This window comes from Proluteimonas luteida, assembly GCF_021191695.1.
GTDB classification, from domain to species: domain Bacteria; phylum Pseudomonadota; class Gammaproteobacteria; order Xanthomonadales; family Xanthomonadaceae; genus Luteimonas; species Luteimonas luteida.
In genome coordinates this window covers 1-17,003 of sequence record NZ_JAIWPT010000005.1, presented here as the reverse complement: position 1 = coordinate 17,003, position 17,003 = coordinate 1, and the positions used below count along the sequence as shown (strand labels likewise).

Annotated in this window: 14 protein-coding genes and 1 pseudogene; 10 read left to right on the top strand and 5 right to left on the bottom strand. The window is 72.3% G+C overall.

What is annotated here, in order from left to right:
• Window positions 1-34: 34 nt before the first annotated feature.
• Window positions 35-2,281 carry a TonB-dependent receptor gene (locus LDO26_RS06020; protein WP_232130174.1) on the bottom strand — a complete coding sequence of 749 codons (2,247 nt, stop codon included), beginning with the start codon at window positions 2,279-2,281 and terminating at the stop codon, window positions 35-37.
• 308 nt (window positions 2,282-2,589) lie between these two features.
• On the opposite strand from LDO26_RS06020, the gene LDO26_RS06015 reads away from it, so the two are divergent.
• Complete coding sequence (locus LDO26_RS06015; RefSeq protein WP_232130173.1) at window positions 2,590-3,096, top strand: Lrp/AsnC family transcriptional regulator; 507 nt, start codon at window positions 2,590-2,592, stop codon at window positions 3,094-3,096.
• An 81-nt stretch (window positions 3,097-3,177) separates the two neighbouring features.
• Here LDO26_RS06015 and LDO26_RS06010 read toward each other — a convergent pair whose 3' ends face one another.
• The 3 genes from LDO26_RS06010 to LDO26_RS06000 are packed head-to-tail and all read right to left on the bottom strand — an operon-like array spanning window position 3,178 to window position 7,243.
• The gene (locus LDO26_RS06010) at window positions 3,178-3,906 is read right to left on the bottom strand and encodes a hypothetical protein (RefSeq protein WP_232130172.1); all 729 of its coding nucleotides are present in this window, start codon (window positions 3,904-3,906) and stop codon (window positions 3,178-3,180) included.
• 45 nt (window positions 3,907-3,951) lie between these two features.
• Window positions 3,952-6,063, bottom strand: coding sequence for an NHL repeat-containing protein (locus LDO26_RS06005; RefSeq protein ID WP_232130171.1), 2,112 nt, complete (start codon window positions 6,061-6,063; stop codon window positions 3,952-3,954).
• A 7-nt stretch (window positions 6,064-6,070) separates the two neighbouring features.
• Window positions 6,071-7,243 (bottom strand): class I SAM-dependent rRNA methyltransferase, encoded by a 1,173-nt coding sequence (locus LDO26_RS06000; protein WP_232130170.1) that lies wholly within the window; start codon window positions 7,241-7,243, stop codon window positions 6,071-6,073.
• 259 nt (window positions 7,244-7,502) lie between these two features.
• Between LDO26_RS06000 and LDO26_RS05995 the strand changes: the two genes are divergently transcribed.
• The 9 genes from LDO26_RS05995 to LDO26_RS05955 all read left to right on the top strand — a co-directional run bounded on the left by LDO26_RS05995 (window position 7,503) and on the right by LDO26_RS05955 (window position 16,673).
• A complete protein-coding gene (locus LDO26_RS05995) occupies window positions 7,503-8,321 on the top strand; it encodes a rhomboid family intramembrane serine protease (protein WP_232130169.1) in 819 nt (272 codons plus the stop codon).
• A 161-nt stretch (window positions 8,322-8,482) separates the two neighbouring features.
• Window positions 8,483-9,556: a serine hydrolase domain-containing protein gene (locus LDO26_RS05990; protein WP_435594048.1), complete on the top strand. Its 1,074-nt coding sequence runs from the start codon at window positions 8,483-8,485 to the stop codon at window positions 9,554-9,556.
• A 112-nt stretch (window positions 9,557-9,668) separates the two neighbouring features.
• Complete coding sequence (locus LDO26_RS05985) at window positions 9,669-10,262, top strand: hypothetical protein (RefSeq protein WP_232130167.1); 594 nt, start codon at window positions 9,669-9,671, stop codon at window positions 10,260-10,262.
• 98 nt (window positions 10,263-10,360) lie between these two features.
• A complete protein-coding gene (locus LDO26_RS05980) occupies window positions 10,361-12,067 on the top strand; it encodes a M28 family metallopeptidase (RefSeq protein ID WP_232130166.1) in 1,707 nt (568 codons plus the stop codon).
• Window positions 12,067-12,600, top strand: coding sequence for a hypothetical protein (locus LDO26_RS05975; RefSeq protein WP_232130165.1), 534 nt, complete (start codon window positions 12,067-12,069; stop codon window positions 12,598-12,600). The genes LDO26_RS05980 and LDO26_RS05975 overlap by 1 nt, the downstream gene beginning before the upstream one ends.
• A gap of 9 nt (window positions 12,601-12,609) precedes the next feature.
• Window positions 12,610-13,314: an AzlC family ABC transporter permease gene (locus tag LDO26_RS05970; protein ID WP_232130164.1), complete on the top strand. Its 705-nt coding sequence runs from the start codon at window positions 12,610-12,612 to the stop codon at window positions 13,312-13,314.
• Window positions 13,311-13,622, top strand: a complete 312-nt coding sequence (locus LDO26_RS05965) for an AzlD domain-containing protein (protein WP_232130163.1) — start codon at window positions 13,311-13,313, stop codon at window positions 13,620-13,622. The genes LDO26_RS05970 and LDO26_RS05965 overlap by 4 nt, the downstream gene beginning before the upstream one ends.
• Window positions 13,623-13,705: 83 nt before the next feature.
• Window positions 13,706-14,734 (top strand): patatin-like phospholipase family protein, encoded by a 1,029-nt coding sequence (locus LDO26_RS05960; RefSeq protein ID WP_232130162.1) that lies wholly within the window; start codon window positions 13,706-13,708, stop codon window positions 14,732-14,734.
• Between the two features lie 316 nt (window positions 14,735-15,050).
• Window positions 15,051-16,673: a mechanosensitive ion channel gene (locus LDO26_RS05955; RefSeq protein WP_232130161.1), complete on the top strand. Its 1,623-nt coding sequence runs from the start codon at window positions 15,051-15,053 to the stop codon at window positions 16,671-16,673.
• A 160-nt stretch (window positions 16,674-16,833) separates the two neighbouring features.
• Here the strand turns inward: LDO26_RS05955 and LDO26_RS05950 are convergent.
• Window positions 16,834-17,003, bottom strand: a pseudogene (locus LDO26_RS05950) (IS110-like element ISStma4 family transposase); the annotation flags it as partial.

Sequence of the window (17,003 nt, the reverse complement as noted above, 5' to 3'; positions counted from 1 at the left end):
CGATCCGCGGCCATGGTGGTTCCGCCGCGCACCGTCAGTACCGCCAGTGCACGGTCACGCCGAACGTGCGCGGCCGCACCAGGCCCTGGCCGATGCCGTTGACTTCGGACACGCTGCGGGTGATGCCGCGCGTATCGCCGAGGTTGCTGCCGAACAGGGTCAGGTCGGTGTTGCCGAAGCTCATCCGGTAGCGCAGGTCGACGACGTTGTAGTTGCCCTGGACGTTGCGCACGGCGCCCGGCACCGCGGAGTTGAGGTCGCTGATGCCGCTGCCGACGTACTGGTGGGCGAGCGTCAGCGTCGGCGAGAAGCGCGCGTCGAAGCGGTAGCCGAGCACGTTGCTGACGGTCCAGTCGGCCGAGCCAGGCAGCTGCGTGCCGGCCGGCGCGGTGCCCGCCCACAGGATGTCGAGGTCCTCGTCGAGCCGCGCCTGCTGCCAGGTCGCGGCGAACTGCCAGTCGAAGCCGGTGAACGGACGCCAGGTCGTCGCCAGCTCGACGCCGCGGCTGTAGGCGCTGCCGCCGTTGCTGGCGTAGTTGTAGAAGTCCGGCGTCTGCAGGCGCAGCTGGATGTCGCGCCAGTCGACGTAGAACAGGGTCGCGTCGACCAGCAGGCGGCCATCGGCGAAGCTGCTGCGCGCGCCCAGTTCGTAGTTGACCAGGCTGTCGCTGCGCGAGCCCGACGGGATCGGATAGGCGCTCAGGCCGCTGGTGTTGGGCTCGCCGAAGCGGAAGCCTTCGGACACCAGCGCATACAGCATCAGGTCCTGCGACGGCGTCCAGGTCAGCGACGCCTTCGGGTTGAAGCCGTCCTCGTCGGTGCGCGCGCGGGTGACGACCGGATCGCCGGGATAGGTGGAGAAGCCGACCTGGGTCGTGCTCGATTCGACCCGGGTGCGGAAGAAGCGGCCGCCGAGGGTCAGCGTCCAGGCGTCGTTGAAGTGGAACGCGCCTTCGCCGAACAACGCCAGCTCCGAGCCGTCGAGGTGAGTGTAGAACGCGTTGAAGATCTCGCCGTCCGGGGCGATGACCGCGCCGCTGCCCGGGCCGAACAGCGAGGAGCGGTCGAACGCACCCGCCGCGCCCTCGGCACCGATCGCCTCGTACAGGTCCTTGTCGGTCTGGAACACCATGCCGCCGACCAGCCACTCCAGGCGCTGCTCGCCGGACGAGGCCAGGCGCAGCTCCAGGCTGCGGCCGGTGCTCTCGCCGCCGGAGGCGATGTACAGCGGCGCGTCGAGGTCGAGGTCGAGGTCGGCGTTGTAGGCGCCGCGGATCGGGGTGTAGTCGAACTGCCAGTCCTGCTGCTTGTCCTGCTGCGCCAGCAGCGCGGTCAGCGTGGCGAAGCCGAGATCCTGGTCCAGCCGCAGGCTGTGCACCGCGACCTTGGTGTCGGTGAACTCGGGGATCGCGGTGCTGCGCTCGAACTCGCCGAGGCCGGCGATGCGGTAGCTGTTGTCGTCGGCGTCGGTGTCCTGCCACAGGCTCAGCCAGCGCAGCGTGGTGGCCTCCGACGGCGTCAGCGTCACCGACAGGCGGCCGCCGGCGGTGCTGCTGTCGTTACTGCCGGCCCGGCCGAGGCCCACGTTGTCGAGATAGCCGGGATCGTCGCGGTATTGTGCGACGGCGCGCACCGCCAGCACGTCCTCGGCGATGGGCACGTTGACCATCGCCTTGGCACCGAAGCCGACGTCGGCGTTGCGGGTCTGGCTGGCGGTGAGCTCGGCCGCCGCGTCGAAGCCGCCCGGATCGGCGACGTTGGCGATGGTGTTGATCGCGCCGCCCATCGACGCCGAGCCGAACAGCGTGCCCTGCGGCCCGCGCAACACCTCGACGCGGTTGATGTCGAACGCGTCGATGTCGGGCACGACGATCGTCCAGCCCGGCTCGGTCAGCGGCACCTCGTTGAGGAAGTAGCCGGTCGTCGTCTGTCCCTGCACGTTGCCCGAGCTGGTCGCGATGCCGCGCATGACCACGTGCGAGACGCCCGGCTGGTAGCTGTTGAACACCACGCCGGGCGTGCGCTGGATGTAGTCGGCCAGCGACTGCGCGCCGAGGTCCTCGAGCTGCTGGCCGGTGACCGCCGAGACCGAGCCGGCGATCTCGCGCACCGATTCGTTGCGCTTGCCGGCGGTGACGACGATCGTGTCGAGGTCGGTGGTGGAGGGGGTTCCCGTCGATGCGGGTGCGTCCTGGGCCAGCGCGGGCGCGGCGGCCAGCGGGGTACAGAGACAGACGAGGCGGATGGCCTGGGCCAGGCGTGCGGTGGTGAGCGGCTTCATGGGGGTCCCCGGGTTTGGCGATGGCTGACACGGACCAGGCCGATGCGGCCCCGGGTTCCTCCCTGCCCGGGTCGCGGCGCTGACATGTTCGAGTAATAGAAGACGCGCGCCACCGCGTCCAGAAGATTCCACGGCACCCGTTTCTGGCATAACCAATTGAATTCACGAATGAATCCACGCGCGCTTCCGCATATGTCACGGAATCGTCGTGCCAAATACGCAGGATCTGCGTCTCCGGGCCGGAAATTCGATACGTTGTGCACTGCCGCGGACCGCCGCGCCCACTGCCCCCACGCCGGAATCCCGTCATGTCCGCCCGTACGCCCGACCGCATCGACCTGAAGATCCTCGACGTGCTGCAGCAGGATGCACGGATCACCAACCACGCCCTCGCCCAGCGGGTCGCGCTGTCGCCCAGCGCCTGCCTGGCCCGGGTCCGCGCGCTGGAGCAGCGCGGCCTGATCCGCAGCTACCGCGCGCACGTCGCCGTCGACCGCATCCGCTCGGCGACGATCGTCATGGCCCAGGTCAGCTTCCGCCAGCACGCGCTGGACGAGTTCACCGAGTTCGACCGCCGCATCCTGGCGATGCCCGAAGTCGTCGAGGCCAGCCGCGTCTCCGGGCCGTACGACTACATGCTGCGGATCATCGTGCGCGACGTGCACCACTGGAAGGACATCGCGCGCTCGCTGCTCGGCGGCGACTACGGCGTGGAGAAGATCGTTTCCCACTTCCTGATGGACGAGGTCAAGTCGTTCGCCGGCTATCCGCTGACCGACGACGAGCCGGCGCCCCGCCGGGGGCCGTCGGGCTAGCCGGCGGCGCGAGCCATCCCGGTCCGCACGTCCGCGCGCGGCGTACCCGCGGCGGGAACCGCGAACCCGGCCGGCGTGCCGTCACGCCTGCGACGCGTCGTCCGCGGCATCGGCGGTGCCCGGTTCGGCGTCGCCGGCCTCGTCCTCGTCCGCCGCCGCGGCGGCTTCCGGCGCCAGCGAGAACCGGTAGTCGTCGTCGTACAGGCGCACACGCAGGGTGTCGGCGTCGCGGCGTTCGATCACGTAGACCTTCGATTCCCAGCGCGCGGCGAAGGCCAGGCCCATCGGGTCGATGTCGCCGCCGAGGCGGCTGGCGTCGAGCGTGATGTCGATGCCGTCGTCGGCGTAGCGCACCTTGGGCTGGCTGCGGTAGATCCCGGGGTTGCCGCCGTCGTGGGCGCCGCCCGGGAACTGGGTCATGGCCGGGTGCGCGACCACGAACGCGAAATGCGTGTCGAAGTCGATCGCGTCGATGTCGCCCTGGTGCTCGCCGCTGCGCCGCCCGAACCCGCGGGTGAGGCCGGCGAGCGCGTCGGCGTCGAGGACCGGGAAGAACTCGATGTCGGCGTAGATCGGCGCGGCGGGTTCGTCGTCCGCATCGCCCTGCAGGGCCAGGCCGCCCGCGCCCAGCAGGACGGCCAGGGTCCGGCCGTAGTCGACCGACGGGCGATGGGACGTGGTGAACGAGAACCCGACCTCCGGTTCGGACGCGGCGGGCTGGAACGGCGCCGACTCCCCGCAGCCGGCGAGGGCGAACACGGCGGCCGCCAGCAGCACGGTCCGGAGATTGCGTGGATGGAAGAACGTCATGACAGGCTCCTTGCAGTGCGGGCAGGTGGATCCGGCGTGCCGGGATCAGCGCAACACGATCGGAAGATCACGGTCCGCGGTCGCTTCGTTGCCGCTGGCATCGCGTGCGGTGATGCGCACGACGTAGTCGCCGGCCGGCAGCGCATCGGCCTGCCACAGGCCCGGCGCCAGCAGGCCGTCGCGCACGGTGCTGGTGACGACATAGCGGAAGCGCGTGCGCGAGGCGCCGTGCACGGTGATGCCGCTGTCGGCGGCGTAGGCGACGCGCACCGCCTCGCGATGCGGTGGCATGCGGTCGAACACGATCGTCATCCGCGGCGTCTCGAAGCCGGGCAGCGGCGTGCCGTCGGCATGCAGGATCTGGTAGCCGAGCGCGTGCAGGCCCAGCCGCCGCCGCGGCAGGTTGCCGTCGACCTGGTCCCAGGCCTCGACCACGATCTGCAGGCCGCCGGCATCGCGCGGCACCACCACGCGACCGTCCTCGCGCACCTCGAGCGGGGCATCGAGCGCGTCGCGCAACGCGATGTCGTCGATGCGCGGCGGCACGCTGTCGACGAAACCGTTGAAACCCAGCGCGATCGCGTTGCGCTGGTAGCCGACGGGTCCGACCACCAGATGCACGTGCGCCTGCGCGTTGACCGTGCCGAGCGCATCGCCTGCCTGGAAACGCGTGCCGCGGGGAACGCGCACGCGCACGGGACGGCCGTCGTCGCCGGCCAGCAGCTGGAAGCGCGGGTCCAGCGCGCGGCCGTCGGCGCTGCGGCCGACGCGCATGTGGATGTAGGTGAGGTCGTCGACCGACACGCGCTCGGCCTGGTCGCCGAACGCGGTCGCCGCCAGCGGACTCGACACCTTGGCGTCGGCGATCGCCAGCACCGTGCTGCCGGGGTCGCCGCGGACGTCGAGGCCGTCGTGCAGGTGGCTGCGGCTCTCGCCGCTGAAATTGCCGCGTACCTCGCCCAGCGTGCCGACGACCTCGTGCCAGGCCAGCTGCGGATGCAGCGGCCAGCGCCCGTCGGTGTCGGGCAACGGCGTGTCCGGCGACGGGCCGACCGGGCCGTTGGCCAGGTTCTGCTTCATGCCCGCCGGGCGCACGTGGGCGATGCGGTGGATGCGGAACGCGGACGCATCGGTGACCCAGGCGTCGCCGCGCGCGTCGAGCGCGATGCCGGCCGGCCGCGCCAGCCGCTGCGCCATGTCGCGCCCGGTCAGCACGTGCACGCGGCCGTCCGCTGCGACCTGCACGATGCGGCCACGCGCCAGCTCCGCGACGTACAACGTGCCGTCGCCGGAGACCGCGAGCGCCAGCGGCGCGCGCGGCGCATCGTCGCCGTCCGGCGCCCGCATCGGCAGCGTGCGCACGTCCGCGCCGTCGAGCACCCGCACCGCGTGGTTGCCGGTGTCGGCGACCAGCAGCCGGCCGTCGCGGTCCAGCGCCAGCCCGGTCGGGGTATCGAAGCGCGCCTGCGCGCCCGCGCCGTCGAAGAAGCCCGGACCGTCGCCGCCGGCCAAAGTCTCCACGCGGCCGTCGCGGATCACCCGGATGCGGTCGTTCCAGGTATCGGCGACGAACACCTGTCCGGCCGCGTCGACGGCGACGCCGACCGGGCCATGGAAGCGCGCGCGCTGCGCCGGCCCGTCCTCGAAGCCCGGCTGGCCGGTGCCGGCCAGCGTCGTCACCACGCCCTCGGGCGTGACCTTGCGGATCGCGTGGTTGCCGGTGTCGGCGACATAGAGGTTGCCCGACGCATCGCGCGCGATGCCCGACGGGGTGTGGAAGCGCGCGCTTTTCCCGATACCGTCGGCGAAGCCCTCCACGCCGCCGGCCAGCGTCGTCACCCGGCCATCGGGATGCCGGCTGCGGATGCGGTTGGCGGCGCCGGCATCGGCGATGTGCACGGTGCCGGACGGCTCGACGACGATGCCCCAGGGATCGGAGAAGCGCGCCTCCTCCCGATCCCCGTCGCGCTTGCCGCGGATGCCGTCGCCGCCGGCCGGGTCGATGCGCGCCGGCTGCGCGAACGGGGTCGGCGGCGGGCCGTCGTCGCGTTCGCGCTTGCGCAGTTCCAGCACGAAGCTGACCGCCAGCGCCAGCAGCACCAGCGCCGCGACCGTCCACAGGGCCCGGCGCGCACCGGGCCGCAACGCAACTGCCATGAAGCGGTCAGTCCAGCACGCGGCAGAACACCGCCTTCAGGTAGCGCGATTCCTGCGCGCTGGCGAGGAACGGATGGTCGGGGCCGGCGCCGGCGACCTTCAGCACCTGGATCGTGCGGTTGGCGTAGAACGCCGCGCGCCGCAGCATGTCGAGGAACTGTTCCTCGCTGACCAGGCCGGTGCAGGAGAACGTCGCCAGCAGCCCGCCCGGCTTCACGACACCGAGCGCGAGCTTGTTCATGTCGAGGTACTTCTTCAGCGCCGGGATCACCTGGTCGCGATCGCGGGTCATCTTGGCCGGGTCGAGCACGACGACGTCGTAGCCGTCGCCGGCATTCGACGCATCGCGCAGCCACGGGAAGATGTCGGCCTGGACGAAGCGGATGCGCGCGTCGTTGAGCCGCGCATTGCCCCGGGCGATCTCGATGACGTCCTCGTCGATGTCGACGCCGACCACCTCGCTGGCGCCGCGCACCGCCGCATACACGCCGAAGCCGCCGGTGTTGCAGCACAGGTCGAGCACGCGCTTGCCGGCGACGTGCCGGCTGAGCCACTCGCGGTTCTCGCGCTGGTCGGCGAAGAAGCCGGTCTTGTGCGCGCCGGCCGGGTCGGCGCGGAAACGCACCCCGTACTCGGTGATGATCGCCGGCTCGGCCGGGGTGCTGCCGCGGAAGTCGAAGCTCTCCTGCTTCTGCACGTGCTCGTCGGCGAAGCTGTGGAAACGGCAGCCGGGGAACTGCTCGGCCAGCGCCTCGTAGATCCATTCGCGGTGGCGGAACATGCCGGCACTGAAGAACTCGACCACCAGCAGGTCGCCGTAGCGGTCGACGACCAGCCCCGACAGGCCGTCGCCCTCGCTGTGCACCACGCGCCAGGCATCGGACACCTCGTCGAGCCGCAGCACCTCGCGGCGCAGCGCGACCGCATCGGCGATCCTGCGCGAGAACCAGCCGGCATCGACCGGCACGTCCGGGTGGGTTTCGAGGATGCGCACGGCGATGCGCGAATGGCCGTTGTAGAAACCGCGGCCGATCCAGTCGCCATCGACGCCGACGACCTCGACGATGCTGCCCGGCTTGAGCCGCTGCGCCGGCTTCTCGACGAGCCGCTGGAAGATCCACGGGTGGCTGGAGCGCCAGGCGTTCCTGAGCCGGACGACGGGGGTTTCGTTGCTGTGCATCGCAACATTCTACGCGGTGGCCGACGGCGCCGCAGGGTGCGAAGGGCGCCGGACACGGCACGCCTGTCCTCGTCTTCCCCGCGCAGGCGGGGACGCGGTGCCTGTCGTCCGGATCGCGTGCAAGTCGCTGGATTCCCGCCTGCGCGGCGAAGACGGCAGCCGTGTGCGTAGTCAAGAGAGAGCGACGCGCCGCACGGAACCGGAAGCGCCGCGGCGCGCGCCGCCTTGTGTTCGCGCCACCCGCCGCCATGCTTGTCCGATGCACCTCGACAGCCCCGACACGCCGGCCGACCCGGACGCCCAGCGCCAGCGCGACAAGCAGCGCCTCAGCAACGCGCTGAAGGCCAGCATCGCCTTCGTGCTGCTGCTGGGGATCATGTTCGGCGTGCAGGGCATGATCGACTGGCGTTTCCTCAGCGTGCAGCCCGGCGCCTGGGCCGGCCTGACCGGCCTGCTGACCGCTCCGCTGCTGCACGGCTCGCCGGCGCACCTGATCGCCAATGCCAGCGCGCTGCTGATCCTCGGCACGCTGGCGCTGGCGGTGTACCCGCGCGCCACCGTGCGCGGCCTGCCGCTGATGTGGCTGGGCTCGGGGCTCGGCGCCTGGCTGCTCGGCGATCCCGGTTCGCACCACCTCGGCGCCAGCGGCGTGACCCACGGCCTGATGTTCCTGGTGTTCGTGCTCGGCCTGCTGCGCCGCGACCGGCCGTCGATCGCCGCGGGCATGATCGCGTTCCTGTTCTACGGCGGCATGCTGCTGACGATCCTGCCGCAGGAGCCGGGCGTGTCGTGGCAGTCGCACATGGGCGGCGCGCTCGGCGGCATCCTCGCCGCGGTCCTGTTCCGCCGCGCCGACCCGCTGCCGCCGCGCAGGCGCTACAGCTGGGAGATCGAGGAAGAGGAAGCCGAACGGGCCGCGCGCGAACGGCATGACACCTTCGAGCCGCCGGCGCCGGACGAGGTGCCGGTGCTGTGGACGCCTCCGCGCGAGCAGCGCGGCGTGGTGCTGTCGTTCCCGCGCCGCGATGCCGGCGGCGACGCCGCGGATGACGGAAGCCCGGAGGCCCGGCGCGACTGAGCCCGGAGCGCCGCGCCTGTTCGACAGCAGGCCCCTCGCTGCGCCCGGGACGACACGTCTCCAGTGCCGGTGTTCCGGCGACGCGGGCGTAGCGAGGGATCCGCTGCCATGTCCCGTTCCGGCCCCGATGGCACAATCGGCCGATGCCGCCCTTCGCACGCCTGCTGCCGCTGCTGTCGCTGCTGGCCGCCTGCGCCAGCGGGGGTCCCCGCACCGATGACGCCGCCATGACCGCCAGTACCACGCCCGAAGCCGCCGCCGTCGACCGGCTGCTGCGCGACTACGACGGCAGCGTCCCTGGCGCCGCGGTGCTGGTGCTGCAGGGCGGCGTGCCCGTGGTGCGGCGCGGCTACGGCCTGGCGGACGTGGCCGCGGGCACGCGGGTGACGCCGCGGACCAACTTCCGTCTGGCCTCGGTCAGCAAGCAGTTCACCGCCGCCGCCATCCTGCTGCTTGCAGAGGATGGCCGCCTGCGGCTCGACGACCCGGTGCGGCGCTGGCTGCCGTCGCTGCCGGCCGCCGCCGATGCGGTGACCATCCACCACCTGCTCGCCCACACCTCCGGACTGGTCGACTACGAGGACCTGCTGCCCGACGGCCTCGACCGCCAGCTCCGGGACGCCGACGTGCTGGCGATCCTCGAAGGCCAGGACCGGCTGTATTTCGCGCCGGGCACGCGCTACCGCTACAGCAACGGCGCCTACGCGCTGCTGACCCGGATCGTCGTCGCGGCCTCGGGCCAGGATTACGCCGGCTTCCTGCGCACGCGCATCTTCCAGCCGCTTGGCATGGACGCCACGGTGGCGTTCGAGGACGGCGTCTCGACCGTCCCCGACCGCGCCTACGGCCACAGTTTCGTCGACGGCGCCTGGGTCCGCACCGACCAGAGCCCGACCAGCGCCGTGCTCGGCGACGGCGGCATCTACAGTTCGATCGACGACCTGGCGAAATGGGACGCGGCGCTGCAGGACGACCGCCTGCTGTCGGACGCCTCGCGCGCGCTGGCGTTCGCCGCGCAGACCGGCGTGGCGGTCGACGAGGACGACGTCGATGCCTACGGCTACGGCTGGCGCCTGCACGGCACGCGCCAGTGGCATTCCGGCGAGACCATCGGGTTCCGCAACGTCATCGTCCGCGACCCGGCACGGCGACTGACCGTCATCGTGCTGAGCAACCGCAACGACCCGCCGCCGTATTCGCTGGCGCTGCGGATCCTGGACACGATCGGGCACTGATCGCCGCCCCCGGCACCGGCGGGGCGCGCGGCGAACCATGGCCACGGCAGGCGCTTCCGCCGGCGTGTGGACGGCCTTAGCATGCACTCGGCCATGATCATGGAAGCCCCGCATGCAGGACGCAGTCCCGGACAACCTCTACGCTCCGCCCGCCGCGGAAATCCGCGCGCCCGTCATCCCGGCGGTCGCGGCGCAGCCGTTCTACGTGGTCTCGACGACGAAGTTCTGCGTGCTCTACTTCGCGACGTTCGGCCTCTACGGCGTCTACTGGTTCTACGTCCACTGGCAGCGCTACCGCCAGGGCAGGACAGAGACGATCTGGCCGGTACCGCGCGCAGTCTTCTCGATCTTCTTCGCACATGCGCTGGCCGGCCGGATCGATGACCAGTTACGCCTCGGCCTGCGTGCCTACCGCTGGTCGCCGGGCCTGCTTGCCACCATCTACGTGGTGTTCGAGATCACAGGCAACCTCCTCAGCCGTCTCGACAGCCACGCCATCGGGTCCCCGTCGACGGGTGTGCTGGGCCTGATGACGCTCCTGCCGACGGGACTCAGCCTGATGCGGATGCAGGCTGCGGCCAACCTCGCCTGCAACGACCCTGCCGGCCAGCAGAACCACCGTTTCACCTGGGCCAATGGCGTCTGGATCGTGCTGGGTCTGCTGCTGTGGCTGCTGGTCGCGATCGGGCTGATGCCCCCGGCCTGATGCTCCCGGTCTGAAAACCGGCTTGCCGCCCTCGCCGGGTGCCGGGCAGCACCGGCCGCGCATGCTACCGTCGCCGGCGTTCCGGCCTGGAGTCCGCCATGATCCGCCCCGTCCTGCCCGCCTGCATCGCGCTGCTGCTGGCCGCCTGCGGCGCAAATCCTGATACCGGCAATGATCCCGGCGGCGATGCCGCGCTGCAGGCGCAGACCGCGCGCGGCGCGCCGATGCCGGAAACGCCGCCGGTGCCCAACGAGACCGCGGCTGGCCAGCGCATCGAGGCCGACGTGCGCCACCTGGCGGACGACCGGCTCGAAGGCCGCGAAACCGGCACGCCCGGCTACGACCTCGCCGCCGACCACGTCGCCGCGCGCTTCGGGGCGATCGGCCTGCAGCCGGCCGGCGACGACGGCGGCTGGTTCCAGCGCGTACCGCTGGTGCGCGCGGTCGGGCTGCGCGACGGTGCGACGATGGAGGTGACGCGCAACGGACGCACCATCGCGCTGCGCCTGGGCGACCAGTTCCTGCCGATGCCGAACTTCAACGCCCCCGAAAGCACGGTCAGCGCACCGGCGGTGTTCGTCGGCCAGGCGATCCATGCGCCGGAACTGCAGCACGACGATTTCGACGGCGTCGACCTGCACGGCCGCATCGCGATCGTATTCGGCGGGGCGCCGCAGCGCTTCGCCGACAACCCGCGGGCCCACTACGGCAGCCTGCGGACCAAGACCGAGGCGGTGGTCGCACGCGGCGCGGTCGGCATGGTGCTGGTCAACACCGTCGACGACGAGGCCGGCACGCCGTGGGCACGCACCGCGGCGCAGTGGGACCGGCCGGCGATGCGCCTGCGCGGCGCCGACGGTGCGCCGGTCGACGCGCCCGCGCAGCTGCAGGCGATGGCCCGGGTCGGCGCGGCCGCCGCGGACCTGGTGTTCGCCGACGGCCCGCACAACGCCGCGCAGCTGTTCGCGGACGCGCGCGCGGGCACGCTGCGTCCGTTCGCGCTGCCGGGCACGCTGACCCTGGCCGCGCGCACCCGCATCGACACCCTGGAATCGCGCAACGTCGTCGCCAGGCTGCCGGGCCGCGACCCGGCGCGCGCCGGCGAGGCCGTGGTGCAGACCGCGCACCTGGACCACATCGGCACCGGCGCGCCGGTCGACGGCGATGCGATCTACAACGGCGCCCTCGACAACGCGCTGGGCGTGGCGATCCTGCTCGAGGCCGCGCAGCTGCTGGCGACCGCCGACGACGCGCCGGCGCGCAGCACCGTGTTCGCGGCGCTGACCGGCGAGGAACAGGGCCTGCTGGGCGCCGAATGGCTGGCCCGGCACCCGCCGGCCGGGGTCCGGCGCATGGTCGCCAACCTCAACATCGACATGCCGATCCTGACCGCGCCGACCCGCGACATCGTCGCGATCGGCAGTGCGCACTCGACGCTGCAGGCCGCGGTCGAGCAGGCCGCGGCCGAGGTCGGCGTGGACGTTTCGCCCGACCCGTTTCCCGAGGAGGTCGCGTTCGTCCGCAGCGACCAGTACGCGTTCGTGCGTGCCGGCATTCCCGCGCTGTATCTCGATGCCGGCGTGACCGCCGCCAATCCCGGCCAGGAGCCGAAGATCGCGGCGACATGGTTCCTGCGCAACTGCTACCACCAGCCCTGCGACCAGGCCGACCTGCCGATCCAGTACGGCGACGCGGCGCGGCTGGCCGAGGTCAGCGCGCGGATCACCCGGATCGTCGGCGACGCCGCCGACGCGCCGCGCTGGAACGCCGGCGATTTCTTCGGCGAACGCTTCGGCGGCCGCTGATGCACGCGGGTCGCCCGCGGATCGCCGCCGCCCTCGCCTGCGCGCTCGCGGCCGGCGCGGGCCCGGCGTCCGCCGACTGCCTCGACTGGGCGCAGGCGGACATCCGCGACGGCGTGGTCGAGGACCTGCCCGGCAGCGGCGAGACCACCTGGCGTCTCGGCATCGCGCCGACGGGCTTCGGCCACCAGCGCGAGGCGCTCGCCGTGCGCTGGCGCGACGCCGACGGGCAGGCGCGCCGGCAACTGCTGTTCGACGGCATCGGCAGCGTCGAGTACGCGCAACTCGAGCTGGAGCCGGACGCGGACGGCCTCGTGGTGCGACGCCTGGATTGCGGCTTCCGCGACACCTGCCGGCGCCGCAGCATGCGCTTCGCCTACGACGTCGCGACCCGGCGGTTCGAGGGCTCGAACCACTGGGGCACGTTCGCGTTCGACCCCGACGACGGACGCTGGCGTCCGGCCCCGCCGATGGCCGACAGCCCGGTCCCGGCGGCCGACTGCCCGGCCGGCGACGCGTTCGCGCCACCGCGCTGAGGCCGGCCGATGCGCCGCGCGCCTACGCCCGCCGAGAAGATCGGCCTGTCGATCGCCGTCGCCACCGGCCTGTACGGCATCTCGTTCGGTGCGCTCGCCGTCGCCTCGGGACTGTCGCTGTGGCAGACGATGGCGCTGAGCGCGCTGATGTTCACCGGTGGCTCGCAGTTCGCCTTCATCGGCGTGATCGGCGGCGGCGGCAGCGGGACGGCGGCCTTCGGTGCGGCGACATTGCTGGGCCTGCGCAACGCGGTCTACGGCATGCAGGTCAATCGCCTGCTGCGGCCGCGCGGCTGGCGCCGCCTGCTCGCGGCGCAGGTCACGATCGACGAGTCGACGGCCACCGCGGTCGGCCAGCTGGAGCCGGGCGAACAGCGCCGCGGCTTCTGGACCGCGGGCCTGGGCGTGTTCCTGCTGTGGAACCTGTTCACCGCGCTCGGCGCGCTGGTCGGCGACGCGCTCGGCGACCCGAAGCGCTGGGGCCTCGACGGCGCGGCGGTCGCCGCGTTCCTCGGCCTGCTGTGGCCGCGGCTGCGCGAACGCGAGGCGGTCGCGATCGCGGTGGCCTGCGCGCTGGCGACGGCCCTCGCGGTGCCGTGGACGCCGCCGGGCGTCCCGATCCTGGTCGCGGCGCTGGTCGCACTCGGCTGCAGTGCATGGCGGCAACGGCGCGGGGCCCGCGCGACGGCCGGTGCCGATGGAGCGGACGAATGACGCTCTGGCCGTGGATCCTGCTGGCGTACGCCGCCGCGTTCGCGATCAAGCTCGCCGGCTACCTGGTGCCGGCGGCCTGGCTGGCCCGGCCGCGGATGCTGCGCGCCGCCGCGGCGATGACCGTCGGCCTGCTGGCCGCGCTGACCACGCTCAACACCGTGTCCGGCGGACAGGCGCTGGTGGCGGACGCACGCATCGGCGCGCTGCTCGCGGCGGCGCTGGCGCTGGCGCTGCGGGTGCCGTTCCTCGGCGTGGTCGTGATCGGCGCGGCGGCGGCCGCGCTGCTGCGGTTGGCCGGGCTGCCCTGAGCCGCTCGCGGCTTCAGCCGCCGACAGGCCGCGCGCGGGTATGCTCGGCGGCCATCGCGCCACCTTCCTGTCCGGGATTCCGCATGCTCCGCACCACGCGCACCGCGCTGCTCGTCGCCAGCCTCGTCGTCGGCCTCGCCGCATGCGGCGGATCGCGCGACACCCGACCGCAGCCGCCCGCGCCGGTTGCGGCCGCGCCGGCCGCCCCCGCGCCGCAGCCGCAGCCGGTGCGGATCGGCCTGGCGCTCGGCGGCGGCGCGGCCAAGGGCTTCGCCCACATCGGCGTGATCAAGATGCTCGAGGCGAACGGCATCCAGGCCGACGTGGTCGCCGGCACCAGCGCCGGCAGCGTGGTCGGTGCGCTGTACGCCAGCGGCATGGATCCGTTCCGCATGCAGGAACGGGCGGTCGCGCTCGACGAGTCGAGCATCCGCGACGTGCGGCTGTTCTCCGGCGGGCTGGTGCAGGGCGTGGCCCTGCAGAACTACGTCAACACCGAGGTCGGCAACCGCACGATCGAGCGCATGCCGCGCCCGTTCGCCGCGGTGGCGACGCGGCTGGAGACCGGCGACCGGGTGGTCTTCGTGCGCGGCAACACCGGTCAGGCGGTACGCGCGTCGAGCAGCGTGCCCGGGGTGTTCGAACCGGTGAAGATCGGTGACCGGCACTATGTCGACGGCGGCGTGGTCAGCCCGGTGCCGGTGGACGCGGCGCGGCAGCTGGGCGCGGACCTGGTGATCGCGGTCGACATCTCCAGCCGCGCCAGCGGCACGATGCCCGGCAGCATGCTCGGCATCGTCAACCAGTCGATCGCGATCATGGGCAGCAACCTCGGCCGCCAGGAAGCCGCGCGCGCCGACATCGTGATCCGGCCACAGGTCAACGACATCGGCCCGGCCAGTTTCGAGCAGCGCAACGCGGCGATCCTGCAGGGCGAGCGCGCGGCGCTGGCGGCGCTGCCGCAGATCCGGCAGAAGATCGCCGCGCTGGAACGCGAACGCGCGGCCGCCGTGGCGCCGCCGCCACCGGCCGAGCCCGAACCGGTCGACATCGACTGCGGCAACAGCTGGGTGCGCCGGCTCAATCCGTTCGCGAAGGAGCCGGCCTGCTGAACCCGGCCGCGCGCAGGCCGGCGACGACCGCCGCGGCCCGGCAGCGAGCGGGCGCCCGGGCCGCATCTTCACCTCGCCAACAATGGCCCCGGCGTTAAGCTGCCGTTGAACCGGAGCCGACACCGGCCCTTCGCGACCGCGCTGTCGACAGTTCAGGCCCCTCTTCCCGCAGCACCCCCGCCAGACGCCCGGCGTCTTCTTCCGCCAGCCTGAGCCTCCGGTCCGCCCGCCTTCCGGGCGGGACATGCTGCCTTGTCCCGTCCGGCCGTCGAAATCGGCGCCGAGTCCATGACGCCCGCAGCAAGGAGAGCCTCCCATGGGATCCAACACCTTCGTCCGACAGCTCGAAATGAGCCTCGGCCAGTACCTGCCGAGCGTGGTCGGCGCGGTCGTCGTCCTGATCGTCGGCCTGATCGTCGCGCTGTTCGTCCGCGGCGCCATCCGCGGCGGCCTGACCCGGCTGCGCCTCAACGAACGCGTCAACAGCCAGACCGCCTCGCAGCTCGACGTGGTCAAGGTCGGGGCTTCGATCGGCTTCTGGTTCATCGTCGTCATCACCCTGATCGGCGTGTTCAGCGTGTTGCGTTTCGACGGCCTGTACGGCCCGTTCTCGGCGCTGGTGACCGAGGTGATGCTGTATCTGCCCCGGCTGCTGCTGGCCGCCGCGCTGGCGCTGGTGGCCTGGATCCTGGCCACGGTGCTGCGGGCGGTGATCAACCGCCTGATGGCCGCCGGGCAATGGGACGAGAAGCTGTCGGCATCGGCAGGGGTCAAGCCGATCTCGGCGGTGCTCGGCAACGTCGTCTACTGGCTGGTGCTGCTGCTGTTCCTGCCGGCCATCGTCGGCGCGCTGCGCATCGAGGGCCTGATGCTGCCGCTGTCGGACATGACGACGCAGTTCACCGCGGCCCTGCCCAACATCTTCGCCGCGATCGTCATCGGCCTGGTCGGCTGGGTCGTCGCCAAGGTGCTGCGCGGGCTGGTCACCAACCTGCTCGCGGCATCGGGCATCGACCGCTTCAGCAACCGTGCGCACGTGACCGAGGGGGTGAAGCTGTCGCAGCTGGGCGGCACCCTGGTCTTCATCCTGGTCATCGTGCCGACGCTGATCGCGGCACTGGATGCGCTGGCGATCCGCGCGATCTCCGATCCGGCCAGCGAGATGCTGGGCCTGTTCCTGGTCGCGGTGCCGAACATCCTGGCCGCGGCGCTGATCCTGGTGATCGCCTGGTTCCTCGGGCGTTTCGTCACCGGCCTGCTGGTACGGCTGCTGGAGAACCTCGGCGTCGACCGCATCCCGGCACGGCTCGGCTTCGCCCATGCCTTCGAGCCGGGCGCTGCCGAAGCCCGCGCCGCGACGCCGTCCCCGGTCGACGAGGCGCTGACCAGTGCCGATCCGGTCGCCGCGGCCGGCATTCCCGAGCCCGGCCTGCCGGTGGGTGATGCCGCCACGCCGGTGACCGCGCCGCGTCCCGCCGGCCTGTCGGCGTTCGTCGGCCGGGTCGCGCTGTTCTTCATCATGCTGTTCGCCACCGTCGAGGCCGCGCACCGCCTCGGTTTCGTCGGCGTGCGCGACCTGCTGGCGACGTTCATCGCGTTCGGCGCGGACATCCTGCTCGGCGCGGTGGTGCTGGTCGTCGGCTACTGGCTGGCGGACCTGGCGGCGCGGGCGATCCAGCGCGCGAATCCCGACGGCCGCACCGGCCTGGCGCGCATCGCGCGGGTGGCGATCATCGGCCTGGTGCTGGCGATGGGCCTGCGTGCGATGGGCATCGCCGACGACATCGTCAACCTCGCCTTCGGGCTGGTGCTCGGCGCGGTCGCGATCGCGGTCGCGCTGGCGTTCGGCCTCGGCGGGCGCGAGGCCGCCGGCAAGGTCACCGAACGCTGGGCGAAGGACTACCTCGAACGCCGCGAGCGCGACGACCGCACGCCCTGATCCACGCCGTTCCGGGGACGCTGCACGGGCCCGCCGTTGGCGGGCCCTTTTTTCTTAGCGCGCGATTCATGGCGGCCACCCCTCCAGGCCACCGATGGCGCGAAGTCGAGAATCGCTCCCGACGGTCGGGCCGTATGCGTAGATACCGTCTTGCGGCGGCCTATGCAATGGCGTGCTGGGGATCGAATGGCTTGCCCGAACGTAGGACGCCCCAGACCAGGTGGAGGAGCTTGCGCATGACGGCGCAGACGATGACCTTGCCGGGCTTGCCGCGTTCGGCCAGACGCTCTGCGAAGGCGGCCAGGACCGGATTGTGGCGTTTGGCCACGA